This is a genomic window from Flavobacterium sp. LB2P53 (assembly GCF_003970305.1).
Lineage (GTDB): Bacteria > Bacteroidota > Bacteroidia > Flavobacteriales > Flavobacteriaceae > Flavobacterium.
Map to the genome: position 1 here is coordinate 39,920 of NZ_RYDG01000005.1, position 25,060 is coordinate 64,979.

Below are 25,060 nucleotides of genomic sequence, written 5' to 3' on the forward strand. Positions count from 1 at the left end.
CATGTAGCATTCATAAATGAATATAAAATCGGATGCTTTAACTTTTTCGATCATAATTATTTAACTCATCCAGTTGGTTCCAGCTTCAGGATTCCATTTGGTGGTTGTTTTCTTTTCTTTTGTAAAAAAGCCAATAGCGCTTTTCCCCGTAATATCTCCAGAACCAAATCTCGATTCATTCCATCCACCAAAACCAAAAGGTTCTCTGGGTACAGGAACTCCAATATTTACCCCGCACATTCCTGCTGAAGCATTTTCGGTTACATAATTTGCTAAACCGCCACTTTGTGTAAATACGGAACACGCATTTCCATAAGGATTGCCATTTTCAATTGCTAAAGCTTCATCAATTGTACTAACACGAACAATGGTTAGAACTGGTCCAAATATTTCCTCTTTTGCAATTTTCATATCAGCAGTTGCGTAGTCAATAATCGTTGGCCCGACATAAAAACCATTTTCTTTTCCCATAACTATCGTATTTCTGCCATCCAAAACGATTTTGGCACCTTGTTGTTCGGCTTCAGTGATATATAACTCAATCCTTTCTTTGGCTGCTTTCGAAATTACGGCACCTAATGTTGTACCACATTGAATTTTATTGGCGTCTTTAATTAATTTACCCAGTATCACATCGCAATTTCCAACAGCGATTAAAGTTGCAGCCGCCATACAACGCTGCCCGGCACAACCGCTCATAGAAGCTACAATATTAGAGGAAGCCATTTCGGGGTTTGCATCCGGTAATAAAATGATGTGGTTTTTTGCTCCGCCAAGTGCTAAAACCTGTTTCAAATTTTGACTTGCTCTTTGATATACTATTTTTGCTACTTTCGTGGAGCCGACAAAAGTTATGGCTTTAATATCCGGATGGTCGCAAAGATTTTCAACTGTAGATTGTGTACCATTAATGATATTGAATAAGCCATCAGGAAGTCCGGCTTCTTTCAAAAGTTTTGCTGTATATTGACTGCTGATTGGTACCGCTTCGGAGGGTTTCAAAATAAAAGCATTTCCAAGAGCCAAGGCATTTACAATAGTCCAATGCGGAACCATGCTTGGGAAATTAAAAGGAACGATAGAAGCAACGATCCCCAAAGGAACTCGGCTTGAGGAGCAATAAACACCTTTACTAACTTCCATGTTTTCTCCATTTACAAATTGAGGCAAAGCACAGGCAAATTCTGTAAGTTCGATGGCTTTATCAATTTCAGCTTTGGCTTCCCCATGAATTTTCCCGTTTTCGAGGTAAATGATTTCGGTCAGTTCCTCTATGTTTTTTTCTAATAATTGTTTGTATTTATAGAAAACCTGGACTCTTTCTTTTAAGGTAACTTTTTGCCAGGCTTTTTGAGCTTTTTGAGCAAAAGCGATAATTTCATTCAAATCATCCATGGTAGATTCTTTGAAAGTAGTTAATTCTTGACCATCTAAAGGGGAGATGACAGTATGAATTTTGCCTGATCTTCCTGATTTAAACGCTCCATTTATAAAGTTTTTTACTTCATTAAATATCATAATTAATTTATTTTAGTTTTTCAAATATACAATTTTAAATAAAAATTTAGTAATTTTATTGTTATTATATCTAAATTATGGTTAGATTTACAAAATAAACATATGTAAATTAATTTATTTACAACATTAGATTTTTTATTAATATCAAGTTTGAGTTTAAATATTAACCAATTTATATTATTTTCTATTAACCAAACCATAAAATCAATGAAATCAATCTCAACCATTATTGGAGTCGCCTTATTATTCCTGTCAGCCTTGTGTTATTTTATTAATTGGCATGCTTTAGTTCCTGCATTTACTGTATTAGGGATTGCTATTATAACCAGAAAAGCATTGGAGCCATTAATTATCGGATGTGCTTTGGGTTTTATTTTGTTAGCATCAAAAGGAGGATCTACAGAATTTTTTCCAGAGGGGAAAGGAATGATTTTTCCTTTAAATATGTTTGATGGTTTGTTCAGTTCGATATCAAGAGATGCGCATGATCAAGGTTTAATTTGGGTAATATTGGTATGTATTTTATATGGTGCTTTTGTGCAATTATTAGTTGCATCTGGCGGAATAAGAGCAGTTGCAACCTATTCTGAAAATCACGTAAAAACGAAACAGCAATCACTAATCATGACTTATTTTTTAAGTTTTTTCTTTTTCTTGGATGACTATTTAAGTGCTTTGTCTGTGGGAAATACGATGCGGCCAATAACAGATAAGTTTGGAGCTTCCAGAGCTAAATTAGCTTTGGTTCTGAGTTTTGTTTGTGTGCCCTTGACTGTAGTGTTTCCTATTTCTACCTGGACTATTTTTTACGGGACTCAATTGTCGGCCCTAGGAAATATTGGAGATGTGAGTGTGAGTCCAAGTGCAATTCAAGCATTTTTAGGAACAATTCCTTATAATTTTTCGGCTTGGATTTCCTTAATTTTGGGAGGTTTAGTGGTATTTAAAGTTGTTCCAGATTTAAAAGGGATAAGAGATGCCGAGGCTGAAGTAGTCATTCCAGAACCTAAAGAGGAAAAAATCAGAAAGAATCCTGCTAAAAAAGCTGGAAAATTATATTATTTTATCATGCCGTTACTTGTTTTGGTATGGTGTACCATTTTCCCTTATCCTTATGATATGGATTATTGGGGAAGTTTAACTTTTTCGTCTGATATGATTTTTGGAAGTATTGATGCTTTACGCGGAATTGCTACTGCGGTTGTCTTTACGTATCTCTATTTTCTTATTTTTAGAGTTATTAAATTTGATAAAATTTCCAGACATTTTGTAATGGGACTGGAAACGATCACTTTTGTATTAGCCGTTTTAGCTTTTACTTATTTGTTAAAAGATGTTCAAAATGCTTTAGGGTTTAATGAATTTGTAACGTCTCACTTGCAAGGAATTAGCTGGTTAAATAGATCGACCTTACCCTTTATTGTTTTTGCTTTGGTTTCATGGATCTGTTGGGCAACGGGGTCTAATTGGGGAATATACGCTATTTTAGTGCCAACGACAGCCTTATTGTCACATTCATTAGGCGCTAATTTCTGGCTTTCTCAGGGTGCTTTAGTATCTGGAACAGTTTGGGGAGCAGCGGCCTGTTTCTTCTCGGATAATAGAGTTCTTACCGCACAATCCTGTAAAGTAGATATGATGAAACATGGTATTTCACAATTTCCATATCAATTAATAATATTTGGAGTTTCGGCTGTGATGTATTTTATCTGTGGATTTATTATGTAAACTTTTTGCCTATGATTTATAAAAACATATTAAACAATCAGTTTTTCATCAGGAATGCTGTTCCGTCTGATGCGGATCATATGGAATATGTGCAGTTGCAGTGTTATCCCTCACTACATGAATCAGAGATTATGAATAGAAATCATTTTGCAAATCATATTAAGGTTTTCCCGGAAGGGCAATTAGTAGTTGAAAAAGAAGGGAAGTTAGTAGGTTCTGCAAGTGCCTTCAGATGTGATTTTCCGGAACATGACAGTACTTTTCTGGAGGAAACCGATAATTTATGGATTACCAATGTTCAAATTGCTCGTGGCGATTGGTTGTACGGAATCGATATGGGGATTTTGCCAGAATATCGAGGTTTGGGTCTTTCGACAGAAATGTACAAAGCCCGAACCGAAATCTGTAAAACCCTTGGGTTAAAAGGGCAAATTATTGCCGGAATGACCATTGGTTACGGAAGATTTAAAGATAAAATGACTATTGAAGACTATTGTTTGGCTTTGCAAATTAATAAATATACAGATCCTACAATCACCCCTCAAAGGAAAGCGGGATTTAGATGGATACGACCTTTGTATAACTATATTAATGATCCGGATTGTGGATATGCAAGCATGTTAATGTACCTTCCGGTAGACGAAAATTATAGTATTTAGGCCTGCGCCAAAAAACAAAAATAAACTAATCAATAAGAATGAATGGCTATCGGCGAATGCCTTTTGCCTTTAAAAATTAAAAAAAATGGGAACTCAAATTAAAAAAGTATCAGAAATACCTGGACCAAAAAGTAGAGAAATGTTAGCAAGAAGAACTGCTGCTTTGCCTGCTGGTTTGGGAAAATCTACTGAGGTCGTTGTTGAAAAAGCGGAAGGTGCTTTGGTGTGGGATGTAGATGGAAATCAATTAATAGATTTTGCAGGAGGAATTGGGATGGTAAATTTGGGACACCGACCAAAAGCAGTTGTTGATGCCATAAAAGATCAAATGGATAAATACCTTCATACCGGAGCGCTAGTCACTACATTCGAACCGTATTTAGAATTTGCAGAATTACTTAATAAAATTACACCAGGAGATTTTCCTAAAAAAACCTTACTAGCTTGTTCAGGATCTGAAGCAGTAGAAAATGCAGTCCAAATTGCACGATATTATACGAAGCGACCAGCTGTTATTTGCTTTGAAGGGGCATATCATGGGAGAACATTACTTACCTTAAGTTTGACCAGTAAATATGCTTTGTTCAAAAGAGGATTTGGTAGTTATTCACAAGATATCTATCGGTTTCATTCTCCAAATGTGTACCGTAAACCGGATAACTTCACTGAAGAAGAATACATCGATTTTTGCATCGAGCGTTTCGACCAGAATTTAATTTCACACGTAGATCCCTCTTCGGTTGCAGCAATTATTATCGAACCGGTTCAAGGCGAAGGGGGTTTTATTCCTGTGCCAAAACGTTTCTTAGAAAAGATCAGAAAAGTTTGTGATGAACATGGCATTGTTTTTATTGCTGATGAGGTTCAGTCCGGAGCTGGAAGAACAGGGAAATTCCTTTCTATCGAGCACAGCGAAGTAGTTCCTGATATGGTGACAATGGCAAAATCTATAGGTTCCGGATTGCCAATCAGTGCAGTAACGGGAAAAGCAGAAATGATGGATGCTCCTCATTTAGGTGGTGTGGGAGGAACGTATTCCGGAAGTCCAATTGCTGTGGTTGCTGCTCTTGAAACGGTAAAACAAATAAACACACCAGAATTTTTGGCAAAATCAGTTCATGTGGGAGAGATCATCAGAACGCGATTAGAAGTCATGAAAGAAAAATTTCCTTGTATCGGAGATGTTCGTGGTTTGGGCGCCATGCTCGTAGTTGAATTTGTAAAAGATAGAAAAACCAAAGAACCGGATATGGATATGGCCATGGCCGTCATTAAAAAATCAGTAGCTAACGGATTAATATTAATTCGAGCAGGATTGTACACGAACTGTATTCGTTTCTTGCCACCAATTGTAATCACTGATGAGCAATTGAACGAAGGATTGGATGTAATTGAAAATGCTATCCAAGAAGTGTTGAACGAAAGAAAATAATTTAGACGCAAGTCTCAAAGTCGAAAGTCATAAGACTAGTTCGATATTAGACTTTATAATAATAGACTTTATGACTTTTAAACTGATATATAATGCCAATATTATTACAATGGATGCTGCTTTTCCAAAAGCAGATTCCATGGTAATTAATAATTTTGGACATATTGAAGCCACTGGAAGTGTAACTGAATTGCGAAATCAATTTGGTTCTTTTTCCAATGAATTTGATTTTAGCGGACAAACGATTGTTCCGGGATTGAATGATGCGCATATTCATGTTTGGAAAATTGGGCATCTTAGAACGTATATGTTGGATGTTCGGGCTGTGAAATCTATAGTGGAATTCAAAAGATTGTTAAAAGAATTTGCTGAGAAAAACCCAAGTTCCGAATGGATTATGGCTCGTGGAATCAATGAAATGATTCTCGAAGAAAAACGATTACCGACCAAAGAAGATTTGGACGAAATTATTTCTGACCGACCTGTTTTTATAATTAGAACTTGTGCTCACATTGGAATTGCCAATTCAATAGCCATGGCAATTTCAGAAGTTGATGAAGCTACGGAAATTCCTTTTGGAGGAGAAATTCGCAAAAATAAAGATGGAAGTCTGCAAGGTATTTTTACTGAAAGAGCTTTGGGATTAATCATGAATAACATTCCAGCCTTTACTTTCGACGAATATAAAAACATGATTCTGGAAGGGCATAAGTATTTGTTGAGTTTAGGAATTACTAGTGCGACGGATCCGGCTGCAAATGAAGAATTATTGGCGGCTTACATTAAATTGGACCAAGAAGGATTGTTGAAAGTGAGAATGAACGTTTTTCCGCTTAGAATTCCGGATGGTAGTGACGAAATTCAGGTTTTACCGGAATTATATGAATCGGAATTCTTGCAAATAAAAACGGTAAAGTTTTTCTCTGATGGAGGTTTGAGTTCTGCTACAGCTGCCTTGAATGTTCCTTACAAAAATACCGAAGGATATAAAGGCGTTTTGAGATTGGATTATGACAAGTTTTTCGAAACGGCCAAAGAAGCTGTTGATAAAGGATTTTCTGTTGCAACTCATGCCATTGGTCATCAGGCGGTTGATTTGACTTTGAAAGTGTATCGAGATTTATTCAAAATCAACCCTAGTTTACGTCACCGAATTGAGCATGTTGGATTTTTATCAAATGAAAATATAAAAGATTTTAAAAATATGAAAATGACTGCAGCGATGCAGCCAATCTTCATTTACGAATTGGCAAATAATTTCAAAAGTACTTTGCCGGATGCATTATTGGATGTGGTTTATCCGTGTAAAACGGTTTTAGATAATGGAATTAACTTGGCCTTATCGACCGATGGTCCTGTGGTGAAAGAAATAAATCCTTGGCTCAATATGGAAACGGCGGTTACCCGAAAAGCGATGGATGGCTTTGTCATTGGCGAAAGCCAGAAAATAACTTTTGAGCAAGCATTACATGCCTATACGGTAGGAAGTGCGATTGCGGATCATTTAGAAAATATAAAGGGAAGTCTTTCTGTAGGGAAATATGCCGATTTTATTATACTGAATAAAAACCCGTTTAAATTAGACGATGTTTCTACCGTTGAAGTCAATGAAACATGGGTAAATGGAGAATTAAAATATAAAAAAATATAAAACAACTTTCTCAGACTCGGTTCCCTCTACTTTGGAGAGAGTTGGGGTGAGGAAAAACTACAAACGATGAGCGCATTAGATGATGAATTAGATTACCAAATATTGAAGCTGCTTCAAAAAGACGGGAGAATGTCGTTTACTGAAATTTCTAAAGAAATTAATGTGGCAGTGAGTACCATTAGACACCGTTATATTAACTTGATTGAAGATGGGACTTTGCAAATTATAGGAAGGGTTGATCCTAACAAAATTGGTTTTAATGCTTATGCAAGTGTTTTGATTTCCGTTAAACCAAAATCATATATGAAAACCATTTTTGAGGAATTAGGAAAGTTGCCTGAGATTAGTTTTTTGGCCTCTGTTTCAGGGGACTATGATATTGAAGCTAATATTATGTGTCGGGATATGGAGCATTTGAATGAATTATTAGGCGATAAAATTCATTCGATGGAAGGTGTTTTTGACACCAAAACGAATATGTATATGAAAATTTACAAATTCGCGCAACCCGATTTAGAATTAGCAAAATTATCAAGCAAGCAAGCAAAATGAATAATACAGACAAATTATACGAAAGAAGAAAGAAAAGTGTTCCAAACGCTTTAGGAATTTTTAATCCATCGAGCATTCAATCGGCTAAAGGTGCCATAATCATTGATGCCGATGGTAGAGAATTAATTGATTTCGCAGGAGGAATTGGTGTAAATAATGCCGGTCACGGTGTTCCTGAAATTATTGATGCGATTCAAAAACAAGCCGAAAAATTCATTCATGCCTCATTTAATGTTTCTGTTTATGAGCAATATTTAGACTTAACCGAGAAGTTATGTGAGATATTGCCACACGGGGAAGCTACAAAAGCAATGTTGACTTTATCCGGTGCAGAATCAGTAGAAAATGCGATCAAAATTGCTCGTGCAGTAACCGGAAAAGCGGGGATTATATGTTATGATGGTTCTTTTCATGGACGTACAATGATGGCGATGACTTTAACTTCAAATGTAAAATATAAAGAAGGAGCGGGACCTTATGCTCCTGAAGTATATCGTTTGGAATATCCGTATTACAAACCTTCGATGAATAAAAGAATGTCGAAAGCTGAATTCGATGATTTGATGATTATGAAGTTGCATAAAACTTTTTCAACAACCGTTTCAGTGAGTCAAACCGCTGCAATCATTTTGGAATTAGTACAAGGTGAGGGTGGTTTTACTGTTGCATCTAAAAAATACGTGCAGTATTTGCGTAAATTCTGCACTGAGAACAACATTTTATTGATTTTTGATGAGGTGCAATCTGGTTTTGGTCGTACCGGAAAATGGGCATCTTATGAGCATTATGGTGTAACTCCGGATTTGTCAACTTGGGCAAAATCTATGGGAGGCGGAATGCCTATTGGTGCCGTTATTGGAAAACAGGAAATTATGGATGCCGTTGAACCAGGACTTATTGGAGGAACCTATTTAGGGAATCCGTTGAGTTGTGTCGCGTCATTGGCGAGCATCAATTACATGCAAAAAAACAATATCAATGCCGCTGGTGAAAAAGTAGGTAAGCTAGTGCTAGAAAAATTCATTCAATGGCAGACTTTGTATCCACAAAACATTACTGATGTTCGTGGCCTAGGAGCAATGTTGGCCATCGAATTTTCGAATCCAACAACTGGAATGTCTGATGGTGTTTCTACGAAAGCCATTGTGGATAAATGTTTAGAGAAAGGATTGATTGTAATCACTTCTGGAGCTTACGGAAACTGTATCAGAATATTAAGTCCTTTATTTATAGAAGATGAAATTTTAGAAAAAGGCTTGTCAATTTTAGAAGAAACAATAAAAGAAATACTGTCATGAGAAAACAATATATAAACGGAGAATGGTGCGACGCCATAGATGGCAAAACCTGGGATGTACAAAGTCCTTCAACCGAAGAAATTTTAGATAAAGTTCCTTTTGGAAATGCTGCTGATTGCAAAAAAGCAATTGTTGCAGCTGATGCATCTTTTAAAGAATGGAAAAATACGACACCTTATTTTAGAGCTGAATTTTTAAAAAAAGCAGCTAATTACATGCGGGAAAATGTAGAGATTTTCGCCAAGGAAACAGCAATGGAAACAGGAAAACCTATGCTCGAATCTCGTGGTGAATGGCTGGTTTCGGCTAATCTTTTTGAGTGGTTTGCTGAAGAGGGAAAACGCAGTTATGGTCGAGTAATTCCTTCCAGCAGAATAGACAAACGTTCCATGGTCATTTATCAATCCTTAGGAGTGGTTGGTGTGATTACTGCTTGGAATTTTCCAGCGTACAATCCAGCTCGTGCTGTTGCAGCTGCTTTAGCTGCTGGCTGTAGCGTAGTAATGAGAGGGTCAGAGTTTACGCCTTTGTCTAGTTTTAATATGGCAAAAGCTTTACACGAAGCAGGAATTCCTAAAGGTGTTTTCAACTTAATCAATACCGAACCGGTTTCGACAGGAACAGAGATGATTGAAAATCCTTTATTGAAAAAAATAAGTTTTACTGGAAGCACTAGAGTAGGAAAAATTTTAATGGATGGCGCTTCTAAAACAGCAACTAAATTATCGCTTGAATTAGGCGGAAACGCACCAGTAATTATAGAAAAAGATGTAGATGTGGAAGCAATTGCACATCAATCCTTGGTTGCGAAACTAAGAAATTGCGGACAGGTTTGTGTGGCTCCCCAACGTTTTTATGTGCATTCGAATATTTTTAGCCAATTTGTTTCGATTGTCAAAGACGATATTTCGAAATTAAAAACAGGAATTAATGGTGGCGCTATTGATTTTGTGGGACCATTAATAAATAAAACACAGCAAAAGCATATTGTGACAATGATTGAAAAAGCCAAAGCCGATGGAGCAACCATTCATATTGGTGGTGAAATTTCGGAAAAAGGATTTTTTGTACATCCGGCTTTGATTGAAGCCAGACAAACTCAAGAATTCATCAAAACTGAGGTTTTTGGACCATTGATGATTGTGATTCCTTTCGATACTAAAGAACAAGTGTTGGAATGGGCGAATGATACCGAATACGGTTTGGCTTCTTATGTGTTTACGAATCATATTAAGACTGCTAATTTCTATGCGGAAAACCTAGAATTTGGAATGGTAGGAATCAATGAATGGGCGGCGCATGGAACGGAATTGCCTTTCATAGGAATAAAAAGTAGCGGAATCGGTCACGAATCAGGTTCTGAAGGGTTGACAGAATACATGGAATTGAAATTGATCAGTTATGGAAATATGTCATAGATGTTTTTAAAGTCGAAAGTCATAAATATTATTACTCTTTCAAATTTTAAATCTTTCAATCATTTAATTATAAATATATGAAAAAAGAAATTTTAGGTAAATACATTTTGCGAACAGCTACTCCTGAATATGCCAAACAAGAAGCTGAACTTCAAAAAATTGTTTTTCCAACTTTGTCTGAAGAAGAGTTGATGACTGAAGCACAATACATACGTCACATGGAGATTTTTCCTGAAGGACAAATGGTTGTTTTAGATGGCGATAGAGTTATTGCCGCAACAACAACTTTGCTGCAAAATTACCACGAAGGAAATCATACTTTCTTGGAAATTTCGGATAATTTATGGTTGGGAACACACGATCCAAAAGCGGAATGGCTTTACGGATTAGACGTTTCAGTTCATCCGGATTATCAAGGGAAAGGTATTGGTAAAGAAATTTACAATGCACGTCAGGAGGTAGCTAGAGCATTGGGAACCAAAGGGCAAATGACCGCAGGAATGCCTATTGGGTTTGATAATGTTAAAGATCAAATGACTATTGCTGAATATTGTGATAAATTAATTAAAGGAGAAATTATTGACCCCACTGTTACCGCTCAAACTAAATGTGGTTTTATTTTAGTGGAACCTTTATTCGATTATTTAGATGATCCCAGAAGCGGTAATTGTTCGGTTTTGATGTATTGGCCTTTGGATCCAAATACGAAATTAAGTGAAAACCATTAAAAAAGTGGTCAGTTCGAAGTATTCAGTGTTCAGTCACAATGGAGTTCTGTCAAGGAACTTTAAGCGTACAACATTAAATTTTAAACCAAAAAAATTATGATATTCAAATCAATAAATCCATTTTCAAGAGAAATCATCACGGAGCATGAAGTGTTGACGAACGCACAATTGAATCAGAAATTGGAAATGTCAGAAAGAGTTTTTAAAAATTGGCGAAATACGTCTTTTCAGGAAAGAGGAGATAAAATGAAAAAACTGGCTAACATTTTGAGAGCTAAGAAGGATGAGTTGGGTTTATTAATTACTAATGAAATGGGTAAAATTTTATCCGAAGGAATTTCTGAAGTTGAAAAATCAGCAGGAAATTGCGATTTTTATGCCGAGAATGCTGAGAGAATGCTGAAAGACGAAAAGTACGACACCCCTTTTACAAGCATGTCGGTTTACGACCCAATGGGAGCCGTTTTTGCAATTATGCCTTGGAATTATCCCTTTTGGCAGGTGTTGCGTTATGCTGCTCCTACAATTATGGCGGGAAATGTAACTCTTTTAAAACATGCACCAAATGTTATAGGCTGTGCCAAAGCTATAGAAAAGGCCTTTTTGGAAGCCGGTTTTCCAGAAGGAGTTTTCCAACAAATAACAATTGATATACCGCAGGTAGAAGCAGTAATTGCTTCGGATATTGTTCATGGAGTTACCTTGACAGGAAGTGAAATGGCCGGTTCTTCGGTAGCATCATTAGCCGGGAAATACATCAAAAAATCGGTTATGGAATTGGGAGGTTCGGATGCATTCATAGTTTTGAATGATGCCGATATTGAAAAAGCGGCGACTGTTGCCACTCAATCCAGAATGCTCAATGCAGGCCAGGCTTGTATTTGTGCCAAACGATTTATCGTTACCGAAAAAGTAGCGGATGAATTTGCGGCTCTTTTTGCCCAAAAAGTATGCGTTTTAAGTCAAGGAAATCCTGTACAAGATGGAATTAATATGGGACCATTAGCTCGTTTGGATTTGGCCGAAAAACTAAGCCATCAATTAGAAAAAGCATTGCAACAAGGTGCGAAATTAATAGTAGGAGGAGATCGTGAAAATTGTAATTTTCAGCCTACATTAATAGATTTTGTAGATTCTAATAATATTGCTTTCCAAGAAGAAACTTTTGGGCCATTAGCCACCATTGTGCGTGCTAAAGATGAAAATGATGCTATTGCTATCGCTAATAATCATCGTTATGGCTTGGCTTCTGCAATTTGGACAGAAGATCGAGAAAAGGCATATAAACTAGCCAGAAAAATTGAAGCAGGAAATGTTTTTGTAAATTCTTTAGTGCGTTCTGATTCTCGTGTTCCTTTTGGAGGAATCAAAAAGTCGGGTTATGGGCGAGAATTATCTCAAGTTGGAATCAAAGAATTTATGAATATGAAATCCTTAGTTATTGAATAAAAACATGCTAGCTGTTTTTATGTGTGAAATTAATTAGAATATTGAATTCATGAAGATAACAGATGCTAATTTACATCTTTATTAAAGAAGTTTGAACTTAGGCTAAGAACCTAAAAAATAGATTAACCTAACCATCCAAATTAATAATGAAAACCAATTTAAACATGAAAAATCTAATCGTTTTTTTAGCATTAATGCTAAGCAGTTCCTTAATTTTTGCTCAAGAAAAAGTTTCAGACACAACCAAAACCGAAAAGAAATGGGATATAAATCTCGATATCGCCAGTAGATACATTTGGAGAGGACAATCTTGGGGAGGAAATTATCCTGTAGTTCAGTTGTATGGAAATTATAATGTAACTGATAAACTTTCTCTGGGTTTGTGGGCAACTCATAATTTCAAAAAACAATATTATGATGCAAATGGCGCTTCAAAAGGGTATCGAGAGTTAGATTTTGTTATTAATTACGCAGTTACTGATTATTTAACCGTTTCATTACAAGATTATTATTGGCCTTCCACAGACAAACAAGAAGGGGTTTCTAATGATTTTTTTAATTTTGGAAATGATGGTTCACAATCTATTGATTTACAGTTTTTATTTGATTTTTCTGAAAAAGGAGTGCCTATTTGGTTTACTCTGAGTACTTTGGTTGCTGGGAATGATTTTAGATATAAAGATGAGAATGATTTAAAAGGCAAACAAAATTTTACTACTTACATGGAAGTGGGCTATAGTTTTGAAGTTCCTTTGGGCATAAGTTTGTCTCCTGTTGTAGGAGCAGTTCTTAATAACAAAGCGGGCTATTATACCTTTGGTGATTATGATAAACTTTCGTTCGTAAACTTGGGGTGCAAAGCATCAAAAGATATTAAATTAAGTGAAAGCGTAACAATGCCTATTTGGTTAAATTATACCTATAATGCTGCATCAAACAAAGCTAATTTAGAACCATTTGGAAAGCAATTTTTAGTAGCAGGAGTTACTTTTTCATATTAAAAAATGAATTGAGTGTATTTAAAAAAAGCTGTTATCTAAAATTTGGACTACAGCTTTTTTGCATGGTATAAATTTTCTTTTTAAAAACGATTCCTTAATACGTATAAGTAATTGCTTTTATATCGTTAGGTGTATTGGATAGAATAACAATAAATGGATATCCTTTGCGAGCAGCATTCTCTTTTAATCGCTTTTCTCCTCCATGTATAAAGGAGGTATTAGTTTCTCCTTTTGCTTTTCCATAAAAACTAGTGATGACCCCGGATTTTTTTAGACCAATTGTCTGAAAGTCTTTTAAGACGATTACTTTTTTATAATCTGATTTTGCAAGGACATTGATTTTTTCCGAAACTAGTTTTGAATCGGCAGCTGATTTTTCATTTAATTGAGCAACGGCATATTGGCTGATTTTTTTTTCTTCACTACTGCCTGGTACTGCAAAATAAACCAGATTATTCTCCATTTTGATGAAGTTTACATCCATTTTTTTGTTGTCATGCGTAATGATTTCGTGAGTTTGTGCAACTAATGCAACATTGAATAAAATTGTGAATAATATAAATAGATTTTTCATGTGTTCAGATATTAAGGGATTGTTTGCTTTTGCTGTTTTGCCAACTTCTTTAATTTAATTACAGCGCTTTACTTTCAGCTAATAAAAAAATACTAGAGTACAGTTCATTGCTATCGATAGTAAATCATATCTCAAGTGTGTAATGGCTTTATATGGGTATAGCTCCTTTTGGTGTATTAGGAAACATATAATAAAATCAAGCGATGCCCTCCGGAGGTGGAGTTGAATTTTTTAAATGCGACTCTTTTGCTTTGAATAAATCCAAAGCGTTTATTCTGTTTGGAACAATGGAATCGTATGCTAATGCATTTGGGAGGGCTACGGTACCTATGAAAAGCGTTTTTAGTTTATTCTCGAAATTGCTTTCTTCCGTATTATTTTCAAACACTTCGTACACTTCGTATTTCCTATCATTGACAAGAACAGCAACTGCCTCATTAATCCATGTAACGGAAAAAGCAACAAAAAGGACTTGAAGATTTAATTTAATTAGGCTACGAATCATGGTATAAATTTAATACAATTGAATGGGAGTTACCATTAAAATTTTCATAAAAGAAAAAATAGAAAAAACGGTTTTTGTTACTGTTTAATTCTCATTAGAACTCGTTTCTTAGACTTAAAAAAAAAGGATAATTTTTTGTGTTACACAACGCAGAACTATAAAAAACAAAATTATTTAAATTTTGTATAAAATATTTAATTTTTTTTAACTGTCTTTTTTATAGGGGTTGTTGTTATTTACAGTGTTTATTTATTGATAATATTATATTTTTTGCACTTTAAATTTATTTTAATCAAAAAAAAGTGGAGTGTGTTGTAAAATTTAATTATTGAATTTTTAAAATACTTTCGTAAAAATATGGAATAATGATTTTTTTTTATTGATTTTTCGTTATTGATAATTCTTTTCTAAACAAGATAAAAAAGTGGGAAATAGTAATTTAAGTGGAGTAAAAGTTAATAAATTCGCTTTAGGATTAGGGAAAAATTCACACCAAAAGCAGCATAAAATAATGTTTTTAGCAATTATTTTAGTTCTGATTTTTTTAAATAGTAACCAAAACCAAATAATTACCAAGCTGTATTATTAATTAAAACACCTTAAAGATGAAAAAAACAGTAACTATTTTAGCAGTATTGCTAACCACAACTTTTATATTTGCACAAGAAAGCTCTGCGGTTCCAGGAACAACTTTTGCGGGATCTGCAGATGCATATTACAAATATGATTTTTCCGGAATAGACAACAGTTTGACAAGTTTTACTAATTCTCATAACTCGTTTGAACTAGGAATGGTTTCTATTGAAGCATCACATAAAAGGGGTAAAGGTTCTGTTTTTGTAGATTTAGGTTTTGGTAACAGAGCCGCTCAGTTTACTTATAATGATACCAATGCAACTTTTATGATTAAGCAATTAAATTTCACATATGAATTTTCAGATAAGTTCAAAGTTACTGCTGGTAGTTTTGGAACTCATCTGGGATATGAATTATTGGATGCTGTTGATAATAAAAACTACAGTATGTCCTATGCCTTTACTTACGGACCCTTTTTTAATACAGGGGTAAAAGCACAATATACTACTGGAAAATTCAGTTTTATGGCGGGAGTTACTAATCCTACAGATTTTAAATCTACTATTGATGCAGGCTCAACTCAAAAAACGTTTATAGGGCAACTTGCGTTTCTGGGCGACACAGGTAGCGCCTTTTTTAATGTAACATCTGGTAGTAGTAATCCAGCTTCTGATGAAAATAAGACGCAGTTTGATTTCGTTGGAACAAAGAAACTTAGTGACGCATTTTCCTTAGGGTTTAATGGTACGTATGCAATGACTGATAACGACTTTGACAGTTCATTGGATGGAGAGTGGTTTGCATTAGTAGGCTATGCAAATGTTGCTATAAAAGAATCTCTAAGTCTGACATACAGATTGGAATATTTAGATGCAAAAGAGGCAGCTCCTGCGCTGGGATTGCTTGCTGGAACTAGTGTTATAGGGAATACATTGTCATTAAACTACAAGGTTGGTAACTTGACTATCATTCCGGAATTCAGACTTGACTCCGCCTCTGAAGCTATTTTTTCAAATAATGATGCTGCTCCAAAAGTCTTGACCGCATTTGCACTGCTCGCTACAACCTATTCATTCTAGTATTTAAAACAATATTTTTTTTGCTGCCAGGATACTCTTTTGTATTTTGGCAGTTTTTTTGTTTAAAATTTCCTAAAGTACCCGTTGGGTGTAATTAGTTTTTGATGGAAATTTTCGTCAGTTCGAGTGATTCCGCTTTTGGGCGGGATTATATCAAGAACTAGAAAATTAGTATTAAAAACAGTTCTCGATACACGTCACTTCAAGTGCGAAGGATATCGAGAAGCTTTGTTCCGTTTTACTCCACAAAAAACACTCGGACTGACGTTTTGAACAATTGCACCCAACGAGTGCCAATGTATGACTAAAAACTAATGCCGATTTTGGTTTTACTTCAGTACTCATTAATAATTTCGGCAGTGGTTTGGAGAAATATTAATTATTCAATTTTGGACACAAAAAACGGCTCTTTGAAAATTCAAAAAACCGTTTAGGATTGTTTTAGGGGCTTTTGCTATTGTTGTTTGTAAATAGAATAAATGGTATTTCTTGTTTTCTCATCTAAAACATCAGTAACTTCATCTTGAATATAATGAAGTTTAAAAGCAATAATAGCAGCAGATATGTTTTTAGTGTCATACCCAATAATTCGTAATCCCTGATCGACATTAAAATCAAAAGGAGCTGTTTGTAGAAATTCATCAGGCCAAATTCCAAAACCTTTTTCGGCTAAAATTTTCCAAGGAAATAAGGCGCTGGGATCTTTTTTTCTGGTTGGGGCAATATCCGCATGACCTAAAATGTTTTGAGCAGGAATGTTATAATCTTTTTTTAACTTAGTTAGAAGGGCTAATAAGCTATTGATTTGTGATTCTGAAAACACTTCGGATCCGTTATTGTCGAGTTCAATTCCTATAGAAGCTGAATTAATATCCGTATTTTTTCCCCAAGAACCATTTCCGGCATGCCAGGCTCTTAGGTAGTCATTCAGCATTTGCACGACTTTACCATCATCTGAAATTACATAATGGGAACTTACCTGAGTTTCTGTTTTTGTAAATGTATTTATGGTTTGTTGCAATGAATCTTGCGCTGTATGATGAATAATGATGAAATTAGGCTTGCGTAAATTAAAATTGACGGTACCAATCCATTTTGTATTGATTCCATTCTCCAAAAACGTAGATCCCATTTTGAAAATAGTATCCTTATAGGTATGTAATTGCTGCGTGTATAATGTATCTCTGTTTAATTCAACCGGAGGAACAACCGGAAGGGGTTTAGGATCCTTATTAGAAATCGTTTTTTTTAATGTTTTGAGTTTGGTGTCATATACCTTTTCAGTTTTCTTGTATGGATTTGTGGAGCAAGCAGCAATAGCAAGGGCGAAAAATAGGGTATAAAAAATATTTCTCATTAGGATTTGAGTTTTATAATGAAATAAAAAAACGATTATTTCGATTTCTTTTTAGACTTTGATTTTTTTGGATTTTTCTGCTCTTTTTTTAAAATAATGAATTTTTCCTTCTGATCTTCATTTAATAATGCCATTAATTTTCTATCGGTAACTTCAGATAGTGCCTCGATGTTTTTAATTTTATCTTCCTGACTGGTTTCTGCCTTTAGAAGCATTCCTTGAGTTCTGAAGCTTTCAATGAAGATATTAGACATTGCTACCACTTGGAGTTCATCCAGATTAAGTTCCGGTTTTATAGTTTCCATTATTTTAGCAACTGAAACTTCAACAGGAATTTCCTTAGGTTTTTCAGGAGTTCTGGTTTGATCCATTCCGCTATTCATCCTACGATTTCCTCCGTAACCGTTCCCGTTTCCATATCCATTATTATAACCGCCGTTTCCGTATTGTGCTGAAATGGTGTGGACTGATAATAATACAAATGTGATCACTAGTACTGATTGAATTGTTTTCATGTGTAGCATTTAAAATATTAAAAAATCGTTTAAAAAATTATACCGGTTCTCCGTACAAATCAAATTCCGTTGCTTCGATAATTTTGATCATCACAAACTCTCCTGTTTTTACATAATGTTTTGATGCATCTATTAAAACCTCATTGTCTACGTCTGGACTGTCAAACTCAGTTCGGCCTACAAAATGGCCACCTTCTTTTCTGTCGATGATGCATCGGAACGTTTGACCTACTTTTTCCTGATTTAAATCCCATGAAATTTGTGATTGTAACTCCATAATCTCATTGGCGCGCTCTTGTTTTACAGTATCTGGAACATCATCTTCCAGTAAATAGGCATGTGTGTTTTCTTCATGAGAATAAGCAAAACAGCCCATTCTATCAAATTTCATTTCCTGAACCCAGTCTTTCAATATATTGAAATCTTCTTGTGTTTCTCCGGGGTATCCTACGATCAAAGTGGTGCGTATTGCAATTCCAGGTACTGCTTCGCGAAACTCTTTTAATAATTTTGTTGTTTTTGCTTGCGTTGTTCCGCGACGCATGGATTTCAAAATTGAATCTGAAATGTGTTGCAACGGAATATCAATGTAATTACAAATCTTAGGTTCGCGTTTCATGATTTCCAGTACATCCATAGGAAAACCGGTTGGAAAAGCATAATGCAAACGAATCCACTCAATTCCTTCTACTTTAACTAAAGCTTCCAGTAGTTCTCCAAGCGCTCTTTTTTTGTAGATATCTAATCCGTAATACGTCAAATCCTGAGCAATCAAGATCAATTCTTTAACGCCATTTTTTGCTAGACCTTCGGATTCTTTTACCAGTTTTTCAATTGTTTGTGAAACGTTTTTTCCTCGCATTAAGGGTATTGCACAAAAACTGCATGGTCTGTCACAACCTTCGGAAATTTTTAGATAGGCATAATTTTTTGGAGTTGTAGTCAGTCGTTCTCCAAGCAACTCGTGCTTGTAGTCCGCTCCCAAGGCTTTTAATAATTGTGGTAGCTCTGTAGTTCCAAAAAATTGATCCACATTTGGAATCTCTTTTTCTAAATCAGGTCGGTAACGCTCGGACAGACATCCAGTAACAAATACTTTATCAACTAATCCTCTTTCTTTTTTGTCCGCATATTCCAGAATCATGTTGACAGATTCGGCCTTGGCATTATCAATAAATCCGCAGGTATTTATTACAATGATATTTCCCTCTTCGGCTTCCGGAGCTTCATGCGTAACGTCTTTGCCGCTTGCGCGTAGCTGACCCATAAGCACTTCACTATCATATACATTTTTTGAACACCCAAGAGTGATCACGTTTATTTTATTCTTTTTTAAAGACTTCGTTCTCATAACATTAGAATCCCGATAATTTGGGAATTTTGCAAAATTACACTTTTTTATTCAAACGGAACTTGTTTCTGTTTCTTTTACACTTTTTAAGGAGCTATTCCTGCTGTACGCTACAAACAAAGTTCACTGAACTCCTATAAAAATGACTACTAGAGGAAGTAATCTCCCGAAAATAATCGGGAGGATTTTCACTGCCATCAGGGCTAAAAAAAATCCGTTTCACAATCACGAAACGGATTTTTCTAATTCATTTTTCAGGACGTTACAACTCAAACAATAGTGTCAAAGAAACATTGTTGTTAATAGCATCTATACTTGCTCCATCAGTGAATCCTTGGTTAAAAAAACCTTGTTGGGAATTTCTTTTGGCATAGGAATAGGCTAAATCCAGTTTGGTAGATCCAAAATTATATCCTAAACCTGCGGAATACCCAGTTAAATCACCCACGGTTACGGCATTTTTATACGGACTTTGTTCGTGCCGGTATCCTGCTCTTAGACTTAATGCCTTAATTTTATATTCGGCACCTATTCTTAACTCTCCGGTAACGTTGAGCAATTCATTCATGTCATTATTTAAGGTTCTGAATAAGGGATCGTTTTCAGGTTTAAATTTGGTGTCGCTGTAATCTTTAAAAGCGTAATCGATACTGATTAATCCAGATTTTCCAAATACGTAGGCAAAACTCCCGGTCAACTTACTTGGCGTTTGCAATTTATAGGGCTCGTAAACATTAACCACTTGCGGGTCTACCACATCTTGCGGTAATTCACCGGTTGAATTGCCGCTTACCGTAATTAACTTTTGTGAAAGCTCGTCGTTCAAAGTATACCATGTAGAAGATTCATAGACCATACCTACTCGAATTTCGTTAGTAATTTTTGCAATAGCACCTACTTGAAATGAAAATCCCGATCCGTAAGTATAAAGATCATTGTCAAATTGTACTCTTGTGATTTGATCATTAGTGCCTAATGGGTTGCTATTGTCTTCGTAAAAGCTAGACGATTTATTGAAATCAGTAAAGTGAGAATTTAAATTTAGTCCAAAATAGAATTGGTCATTATAAGAGGTTGCTGCATTAAAGGATAATTTTCCGTTGTATCCCGTACTGTAAACGGAATTTTCTTGATAATAATTTCCTCCAGCAGGAACGTTGGATAAAAAAGTAGAGTTGTTATTGGACTCGTCTGCGGCATTTAAAACATAACCTTGATACCCCAAAAAAGCTTGCTGAGCTGCGAAGCCACTTAAATTAGGATATTGACCATTTGGAAGATTGCTACCCAAGAAAGAATACAATTGGGATATAGATTCTCCCGGATTTGTGTTTACAAAATCTTGAGGAACTGGAGCACCACCGTTCCCATTATTGGCATAACTCAAAAAATAATTAGCTATAGAATTGTTTGGATTGGTTCCTGCGGAAAACAGCCCATTATCAAAATTATTGGCGTTTTCATAATTTATGGCTAAGGAAATTTTTCTCCACTTGCTGTTTGGGTTTCTGGTATTAAAAACAAATACAATTCCTGCTTGATTCAAATCAAAAGAGTTTTCTTTCTCTGTTGCTGTCCCGCCAAAGTAATTTGAATTGTTTTTAGTATCGAAGTTTGTCAATGTAACAGCCATTTGATTATTGGTAAACACCGCTGAACCAGCAGGGTTTACATTGATAGATGACAGGTCGCCCCCAAGCGCTCCAAAAGCACCGCTCATGGCTCTGAAACGGGCTGTTCCATTTAAATTGTCCTGTGAATACCGAAGTGCATCAGAAATTTCTTGTGATTGGGCTACGGTAAACGATAAGCCAGCGAGTAATAAATATAGGTGTTTTTTCATTTTTTGTTGGGATATTTAATTTTTATCAAAAAGGATGGTTCCGCACTATTTTTTATCCTCTTCCACCTCTTCCACCATCGCCAGATGATCTACCACCACCACTACCACCAGATCTTCCGCCACCTGAATTATTAGATCTGGACATGTTTGAACTAGGGCTATAAGACGACGGGCTGTTGTTGTCATTTCTTGTTGGTGTGAAAGATCGTGAAGGCGCATTGTTTTGATTGCGCACATTGTTTATATCGGATCTTCTTCTGGGAGTATTGTACGAACTGTTTTGTGGTTGACCTTGATTCCTAGAGAATGTAGGACTTGTTCGGTTGATGCTATTCGTTGCGTTTCGTCGCAAATCAGTGGTGTTGTTTCTAAAGTTGGCGTTATTAGTTCGTCTGCCAATAGTGGTATTGGTTTGGTTTCTGGAATATTCTCTGCTTGTTTGATTGGTGTTGTTTATCGTATTTGAATTGGAATACGAAGACCCTCTTCGGCCTGCATTAGAAGAATAATTGACATTGTTTTGACCATCTCCATAGTTTCCCCAGCCGTTACCGTACCAATTGTTCCATCCCCAATTGTTTCCATACCAGTTGTTCCATCCCCAATTGTTGCCATACCAGTTATTCCACCCAAATCCCATGTTCATTCCCCATCCAAAACCACCGTTAAATCCCCAGTTGTTTCCGTACCAGTTATTCATGCCCCAATTGTTCATACCCCAATTGTTTCCGTACCAGTTATTCATACCCCATCCGTTGTCATAGACATTTACGGATTGCGCATTACCTCCCCATCCAGGATAAGTAGTGTAGTTTTCCTGAAGAGTGTCATTTTCTAAATCATAATCACTGTAAGTATCTACATCTGTAAAAATTTCATTGGATTGGTAGTTGTTTTGAAGTGAATTGAAATACGCAGTATATTGGTTATTTGGATCATTTTGTGGTTCTCGTTCAGTAATTTTATAGGAAGTGTTACCATATATTCCGTCAGAATCATAGTACGAACTGTTTTGATAAGAGCTGCAAGAGGCCAACAATAGTGTTAAAAAACTAATCGTATAATATATTGATGTGTTCGGGGCGGAAAAAGGGGTAGTTTTCATATATGTGGAGTTTTTATTGTTGGACAATACAAAAATAGTTAGTTTTGCGTAATTATTAGTTAAATAAATATTAAACAAAATTTGTGCCAAAATATAAAACATGGGTAAGAACTTAACTACAAGAGCGGAAGATTATTCAAAATGGTATAACGAGTTGGTTGTCAAAGCCGATTTAGCCGAAAATTCAGGGGTGAGGGGGTGTATGGTTATCAAGCCTTACGGATATGCAATTTGGGAAAAAATGCAAGCGGAGTTGGATCGAATGTTTAAAGAAACCGGACATCAAAATGCATATTTCCCTCTATTTGTTCCTAAAAGCATGTTTGAAGCCGAAGAAAAAAATGCAGAAGGTTTTGCTAAGGAATGTGCTATTGTTACCCATTATCGATTAAAAAACGATCCTGACAGACCTGGTAAACTAATGGTGGATCCCAATGCAAAATTAGAAGAAGAATTAATTGTACGTCCTACAAGTGAAGCTATTATTTGGTCTACTTATAAAGGATGGGTACAATCGTATAGAGATTTGCCATTACTGATTAACCAATGGGCAAATGTGGTGCGCTGGGAAATGAGAACGAGATTGTTTTTGCGTACCGCAGAATTTTTATGGCAAGAAGGGCATACCGCTCACGCTACTAAAACAGAAGCGGTAGAAGAATCAGAAAAAATGATGCATGTGTATGCTGATTTTGCCGAGAATTTTATGGCAATTCCAGTTATAAAAGGAATAAAAACTGAAACCGAGCGTTTTGCCGGAGCAGAAGAAACCTATTGTATCGAAGCGTTGATGCAGGATGGTAAAGCATTACAAGCGGGGACTTCACATTTTTTAGGGCAAAACTTTGCTAAAGCATTTGATGTCAAATTTGCTACAGCCGAAGGAAAGCAAGAGTATGTTTGGGGAACTTCGTGGGGTGTTTCTACTCGTTTGATGGGGGCATTAGTGATGACGCATTCAGACGACCAAGGCCTGGTATTGCCTCCTAGTTTAGCGCCTATTCAGGTCGTGATTGTTCCTATTTATAAAACAGAGGAACAATTAGCGGCAATAACTGAAGCAGTAACTGTTTTGACTGTGGCTTTGCGAAAATTACAAATCGCTGTCAAATATGATAACAGAACCACTCAAAAGCCTGGTTTTAAATTTGCAGAATGGGAATTAAAAGGGGTGCCGGTTAGGATTGCTGTAGGTCCAAAAGATTTAGAAAATGGAACTTTTGAGGTTGCAAGAAGAGATACATTGACTAAAGAAGTCGTTTCTAAAGATGGAATTGAAACGTATATCAACGATTTACTAGCGCAAATTCAAAAAGAATTATTTGAAAAAGCATTGCAATATAGAAATACACATGTTACTGAGGTAAACAGTTTTGAAGAGTTCAAAGCGGTTTTAGATGCGAAAGGAGGTTTTGTATCAGCACATTGGGATGGAACTGCAGCAACTGAGGAAAAGATTAAAGACTTAACGAAAGCAACCATCAGATGCATCCCTTTAGACCGAATAGAAGAAGCGGGAAGCTGCGTTTTTACTGGTGAAAACTCAGTAGGCCGAGTACTGTTTGCGAAGGCATATTAAAAAAAAATAATTTTTTTTGCATGTACTATTGTACGTTTCAAAAATAGTTGTATTTTTGCATCCGCATTAGAGAAGCAGGGCCCGTTCGTCTATCGGTTAGGACGCATGGTTTTCATCCATGTAAGAGCGGTTCGATTCCGCTACGGGCTACTATTTTTTTTGCAGGTTAAAGTGATCCCGAACTCAGAGGGAAAATGGCCCGTTCGTCTATCGGTTAGGACGCATGGTTTTCATCCATGTAAGAGCGGTTCGATTCCGCTACGGGCTACAAATTCAATTTTGATTAATTGATAAAACTTAGGGGATAATGGTCCGTTCGTCTAGGGGTTAGGACGCCAAGATTTCGTCTTGGTAACAGGGGTTCGATTCCCTTACGGACTACAAAAATATAGTAAAAGATAAAAACATAATAAAATGGCAAATCATAAATCAGCTCTAAAAAGAATTAGAAGTAACGAAAAGAGAAGAGTATTAAATAGATACCAACATAAAACTACTCGTAATGCTATAAAAGCATTAAGAATAGCGACTGATAAAGTAGATGCTACTTCTAAATTATCAAACGTGATTTCTATGATTGATAAATTAGCTAAAAAGAATATCATTCATGATAACAAAGCGTCTAATTTAAAATCTAAATTAACGAAGCTTGTTGCTAAATTGTAATTAAAACAATTTATTTTATATAAATAAAAAGCTCTCATTCTTAGGATGGGAGTTTTTTTTATGGGTAATATTAGCTAATCTTATTCTTTAAATATTCAAGCATAGATAGGGTTATTGGTTTTGATAAAAAGTCAATTACCATGGGGTATTTTTTTGCTTTTTCTAAGTCTTCCGGATCAATTGTAGAAGAAAGTACAATTACCTTAATAGCACTAAAATCTGAAAACTCCGGGCTGTTAAAATAATCCAGAAATTCCCATCCTCCCATTACGGGCATATTTAGATCCAAAAAAATTAATTGCGGATGGTGGTGTTTGTCATCATTATTTTGTCTGATAGTATTGAAGTATTTCAGCGCTTCTTCGCCATTTTGAGAAGTAATTATTTCGTTAGAAAAGGATGATTTGTTGATTACTTTTTTGCATAGCATAAGTGTTATTGGGTCATCATCAACACATAAAATTGTATCTAACATA

The 25,060-nt window shown here is 35.7% G+C and carries 22 protein-coding genes and 3 tRNA genes; 16 read left to right on the forward strand and 9 right to left on the reverse strand.

Features of this window, described 5'->3' with window-relative positions; all coding sequences use genetic code 11:
* Window positions 1–60: 60 nt before the first annotated feature.
* Entirely contained in the window at window positions 61–1,518 is a 1,458-nt protein-coding gene (mmsA, locus tag EKL95_RS07735; protein WP_126563903.1) for a CoA-acylating methylmalonate-semialdehyde dehydrogenase, read from the reverse strand.
* A gap of 207 nt (window positions 1,519–1,725) precedes the next feature.
* Between mmsA and EKL95_RS07740 the strand changes: the two genes are divergently transcribed.
* The 10 genes from EKL95_RS07740 (at window position 1,726) to EKL95_RS07785 (ending at window position 13,434) form a co-directional block, all read left to right on the forward strand.
* Entirely contained in the window at window positions 1,726–3,246 is a 1,521-nt protein-coding gene (locus tag EKL95_RS07740) for a Na+/H+ antiporter NhaC family protein (protein WP_126563904.1), read from the forward strand.
* 11 nt (window positions 3,247–3,257) lie between these two features.
* Complete coding sequence (locus EKL95_RS07745; RefSeq protein WP_126563905.1) at window positions 3,258–3,905, forward strand: GNAT family N-acetyltransferase; 648 nt, start codon at window positions 3,258–3,260, stop codon at window positions 3,903–3,905.
* Window positions 3,906–3,990: 85 nt separating this feature from the next.
* Window positions 3,991–5,337: an aspartate aminotransferase family protein gene (locus EKL95_RS07750; protein WP_126563906.1), complete on the forward strand. Its 1,347-nt coding sequence runs from the start codon at window positions 3,991–3,993 to the stop codon at window positions 5,335–5,337.
* A 70-nt stretch (window positions 5,338–5,407) separates the two neighbouring features.
* A complete protein-coding gene (locus tag EKL95_RS07755; protein WP_126563907.1) occupies window positions 5,408–6,988 on the forward strand; it encodes an amidohydrolase in 1,581 nt (526 codons plus the stop codon).
* 66 nt (window positions 6,989–7,054) lie between these two features.
* Entirely contained in the window at window positions 7,055–7,540 is a 486-nt protein-coding gene (locus EKL95_RS07760; RefSeq protein ID WP_126563908.1) for an Lrp/AsnC family transcriptional regulator, read from the forward strand.
* Entirely contained in the window at window positions 7,537–8,838 is a 1,302-nt protein-coding gene (locus EKL95_RS07765) for an aspartate aminotransferase family protein (RefSeq protein ID WP_126563909.1), read from the forward strand. The genes EKL95_RS07760 and EKL95_RS07765 overlap by 4 nt, the downstream gene beginning before the upstream one ends.
* Complete coding sequence (locus EKL95_RS07770) at window positions 8,835–10,256, forward strand: aldehyde dehydrogenase family protein (protein ID WP_126563910.1); 1,422 nt, start codon at window positions 8,835–8,837, stop codon at window positions 10,254–10,256. Before EKL95_RS07765 ends, EKL95_RS07770 begins: the two co-directional genes overlap by 4 nt.
* A gap of 77 nt (window positions 10,257–10,333) precedes the next feature.
* Window positions 10,334–10,984, forward strand: coding sequence for a GNAT family N-acetyltransferase (locus EKL95_RS07775; protein ID WP_126563911.1), 651 nt, complete (start codon window positions 10,334–10,336; stop codon window positions 10,982–10,984).
* Window positions 10,985–11,080: 96 nt separating this feature from the next.
* A complete protein-coding gene (locus tag EKL95_RS07780; RefSeq protein ID WP_126563912.1) occupies window positions 11,081–12,433 on the forward strand; it encodes an NAD-dependent succinate-semialdehyde dehydrogenase in 1,353 nt (450 codons plus the stop codon).
* Between the two features lie 164 nt (window positions 12,434–12,597).
* Window positions 12,598–13,434: a hypothetical protein gene (locus EKL95_RS07785; RefSeq protein ID WP_126515547.1), complete on the forward strand. Its 837-nt coding sequence runs from the start codon at window positions 12,598–12,600 to the stop codon at window positions 13,432–13,434.
* Between the two features lie 94 nt (window positions 13,435–13,528).
* Here the strand turns inward: EKL95_RS07785 and EKL95_RS07790 are convergent, their stop codons facing one another.
* Window positions 13,529–14,008, reverse strand: coding sequence for a hypothetical protein (locus tag EKL95_RS07790; RefSeq protein WP_126563913.1), 480 nt, complete (start codon window positions 14,006–14,008; stop codon window positions 13,529–13,531).
* 196 nt (window positions 14,009–14,204) lie between these two features.
* Window positions 14,205–14,513, reverse strand: coding sequence for a hypothetical protein (locus EKL95_RS07795; RefSeq protein ID WP_126563914.1), 309 nt, complete (start codon window positions 14,511–14,513; stop codon window positions 14,205–14,207).
* Window positions 14,514–15,118: 605 nt separating this feature from the next.
* Between EKL95_RS07795 and EKL95_RS07800 the strand changes: the two genes are divergently transcribed.
* A complete protein-coding gene (locus EKL95_RS07800; protein WP_126563915.1) occupies window positions 15,119–16,168 on the forward strand; it encodes an outer membrane beta-barrel protein in 1,050 nt (349 codons plus the stop codon).
* Between the two features lie 454 nt (window positions 16,169–16,622).
* On the opposite strand, the gene EKL95_RS07805 is transcribed toward EKL95_RS07800, so the two are convergent.
* The 5 genes from EKL95_RS07805 to EKL95_RS07825 all read right to left on the reverse strand — a co-directional run bounded on the left by EKL95_RS07805 (window position 16,623) and on the right by EKL95_RS07825 (window position 22,339).
* Window positions 16,623–17,525, reverse strand: a complete 903-nt coding sequence (locus EKL95_RS07805) for an N-acetylmuramoyl-L-alanine amidase (protein WP_126554391.1) — start codon at window positions 17,523–17,525, stop codon at window positions 16,623–16,625.
* 35 nt (window positions 17,526–17,560) lie between these two features.
* Complete coding sequence (locus EKL95_RS07810) at window positions 17,561–18,040, reverse strand: hypothetical protein (RefSeq protein ID WP_126460371.1); 480 nt, start codon at window positions 18,038–18,040, stop codon at window positions 17,561–17,563.
* Between the two features lie 37 nt (window positions 18,041–18,077).
* Window positions 18,078–19,391 carry a 30S ribosomal protein S12 methylthiotransferase RimO gene (rimO, locus tag EKL95_RS07815; protein ID WP_126460374.1) on the reverse strand — a complete coding sequence of 438 codons (1,314 nt, stop codon included), beginning with the start codon at window positions 19,389–19,391 and terminating at the stop codon, window positions 18,078–18,080.
* 262 nt (window positions 19,392–19,653) lie between these two features.
* Window positions 19,654–21,234, reverse strand: a complete 1,581-nt coding sequence (locus tag EKL95_RS07820; RefSeq protein WP_126563916.1) for an OmpP1/FadL family transporter — start codon at window positions 21,232–21,234, stop codon at window positions 19,654–19,656.
* Window positions 21,235–21,286: 52 nt separating this feature from the next.
* Window positions 21,287–22,339 (reverse strand): hypothetical protein, encoded by a 1,053-nt coding sequence (locus tag EKL95_RS07825; RefSeq protein ID WP_126563917.1) that lies wholly within the window; start codon window positions 22,337–22,339, stop codon window positions 21,287–21,289.
* A 100-nt stretch (window positions 22,340–22,439) separates the two neighbouring features.
* Here EKL95_RS07825 and proS point away from each other — a divergent pair, with 100 nt between their 5' ends.
* From proS to rpsT, 5 genes are all read left to right on the forward strand, one after another.
* Window positions 22,440–23,918, forward strand: coding sequence for a proline--tRNA ligase (proS, locus tag EKL95_RS07830; protein ID WP_126554393.1), 1,479 nt, complete (start codon window positions 22,440–22,442; stop codon window positions 23,916–23,918).
* Window positions 23,919–23,996: 78 nt separating this feature from the next.
* Window positions 23,997–24,068: transfer RNA gene (locus EKL95_RS07835), tRNA-Glu, on the forward strand.
* Window positions 24,069–24,114: 46 nt separating this feature from the next.
* Window positions 24,115–24,186 (forward strand) — tRNA-Glu (locus EKL95_RS07840).
* 41 nt (window positions 24,187–24,227) lie between these two features.
* Window positions 24,228–24,299, forward strand: a tRNA-Glu gene (locus EKL95_RS07845).
* Between the two features lie 33 nt (window positions 24,300–24,332).
* A complete protein-coding gene (gene rpsT, locus EKL95_RS07850) occupies window positions 24,333–24,584 on the forward strand; it encodes a 30S ribosomal protein S20 (RefSeq protein WP_091166799.1) in 252 nt (83 codons plus the stop codon).
* A gap of 70 nt (window positions 24,585–24,654) precedes the next feature.
* Here rpsT and EKL95_RS07855 read toward each other — a convergent pair whose 3' ends face one another.
* The gene (locus EKL95_RS07855) at window positions 24,655–25,059 is read right to left on the reverse strand and encodes a response regulator (protein WP_126460385.1); all 405 of its coding nucleotides are present in this window, start codon (window positions 25,057–25,059) and stop codon (window positions 24,655–24,657) included.
* Window position 25,060 lies beyond the last annotated feature (1 nt).

What these genes read in the sequence shown, in the direction of transcription:
- EKL95_RS07765 (WP_126563909.1), top strand. Translation starts at nt 7,537, where the DNA reads ATGAATAATACAGACAAATTATACGAAAGAAGAAAGAAAAGTGTTCCA.
- EKL95_RS07770 (WP_126563910.1), top strand. Translation starts at nt 8,835, where the DNA reads ATGAGAAAACAATATATAAACGGAGAATGGTGCGACGCCATAGATGGC.
- EKL95_RS07780 (WP_126563912.1), top strand. Translation starts at nt 11,081, where the DNA reads ATGATATTCAAATCAATAAATCCATTTTCAAGAGAAATCATCACGGAG.
- EKL95_RS07825 (WP_126563917.1), bottom strand. Translation starts at nt 22,339, where the DNA reads ATGAAAACTACCCCTTTTTCCGCCCCGAACACATCAATATATTATACG.
- EKL95_RS07750 (WP_126563906.1), top strand. Translation starts at nt 3,991, where the DNA reads ATGGGAACTCAAATTAAAAAAGTATCAGAAATACCTGGACCAAAAAGT.
- EKL95_RS07755 (WP_126563907.1), top strand. Translation starts at nt 5,408, where the DNA reads ATGACTTTTAAACTGATATATAATGCCAATATTATTACAATGGATGCT.
- EKL95_RS07760 (WP_126563908.1), top strand. Translation starts at nt 7,055, where the DNA reads ATGAGCGCATTAGATGATGAATTAGATTACCAAATATTGAAGCTGCTT.
- EKL95_RS07800 (WP_126563915.1), top strand. Translation starts at nt 15,119, where the DNA reads ATGAAAAAAACAGTAACTATTTTAGCAGTATTGCTAACCACAACTTTT.
- EKL95_RS07790 (WP_126563913.1), bottom strand. Translation starts at nt 14,008, where the DNA reads ATGAAAAATCTATTTATATTATTCACAATTTTATTCAATGTTGCATTA.
- EKL95_RS07785 (WP_126515547.1), top strand. Translation starts at nt 12,598, where the DNA reads ATGAAAAATCTAATCGTTTTTTTAGCATTAATGCTAAGCAGTTCCTTA.
- rimO (WP_126460374.1), bottom strand. Translation starts at nt 19,391, where the DNA reads ATGAGAACGAAGTCTTTAAAAAAGAATAAAATAAACGTGATCACTCTT.
- EKL95_RS07775 (WP_126563911.1), top strand. Translation starts at nt 10,334, where the DNA reads ATGAAAAAAGAAATTTTAGGTAAATACATTTTGCGAACAGCTACTCCT.
- EKL95_RS07740 (WP_126563904.1), top strand. Translation starts at nt 1,726, where the DNA reads ATGAAATCAATCTCAACCATTATTGGAGTCGCCTTATTATTCCTGTCA.
- EKL95_RS07805 (WP_126554391.1), bottom strand. Translation starts at nt 17,525, where the DNA reads ATGAGAAATATTTTTTATACCCTATTTTTCGCCCTTGCTATTGCTGCT.
- EKL95_RS07855 (WP_126460385.1), bottom strand. Translation starts at nt 25,059, where the DNA reads ATGTTAGATACAATTTTATGTGTTGATGATGACCCAATAACACTTATG.
- proS (WP_126554393.1), top strand. Translation starts at nt 22,440, where the DNA reads ATGGGTAAGAACTTAACTACAAGAGCGGAAGATTATTCAAAATGGTAT.
- mmsA (WP_126563903.1), bottom strand. Translation starts at nt 1,518, where the DNA reads ATGATATTTAATGAAGTAAAAAACTTTATAAATGGAGCGTTTAAATCA.
- rpsT (WP_091166799.1), top strand. Translation starts at nt 24,333, where the DNA reads ATGGCAAATCATAAATCAGCTCTAAAAAGAATTAGAAGTAACGAAAAG.
- EKL95_RS07745 (WP_126563905.1), top strand. Translation starts at nt 3,258, where the DNA reads ATGATTTATAAAAACATATTAAACAATCAGTTTTTCATCAGGAATGCT.
- EKL95_RS07810 (WP_126460371.1), bottom strand. Translation starts at nt 18,040, where the DNA reads ATGAAAACAATTCAATCAGTACTAGTGATCACATTTGTATTATTATCA.
- EKL95_RS07820 (WP_126563916.1), bottom strand. Translation starts at nt 21,234, where the DNA reads ATGAAAAAACACCTATATTTATTACTCGCTGGCTTATCGTTTACCGTA.
- EKL95_RS07795 (WP_126563914.1), bottom strand. Translation starts at nt 14,513, where the DNA reads ATGATTCGTAGCCTAATTAAATTAAATCTTCAAGTCCTTTTTGTTGCT.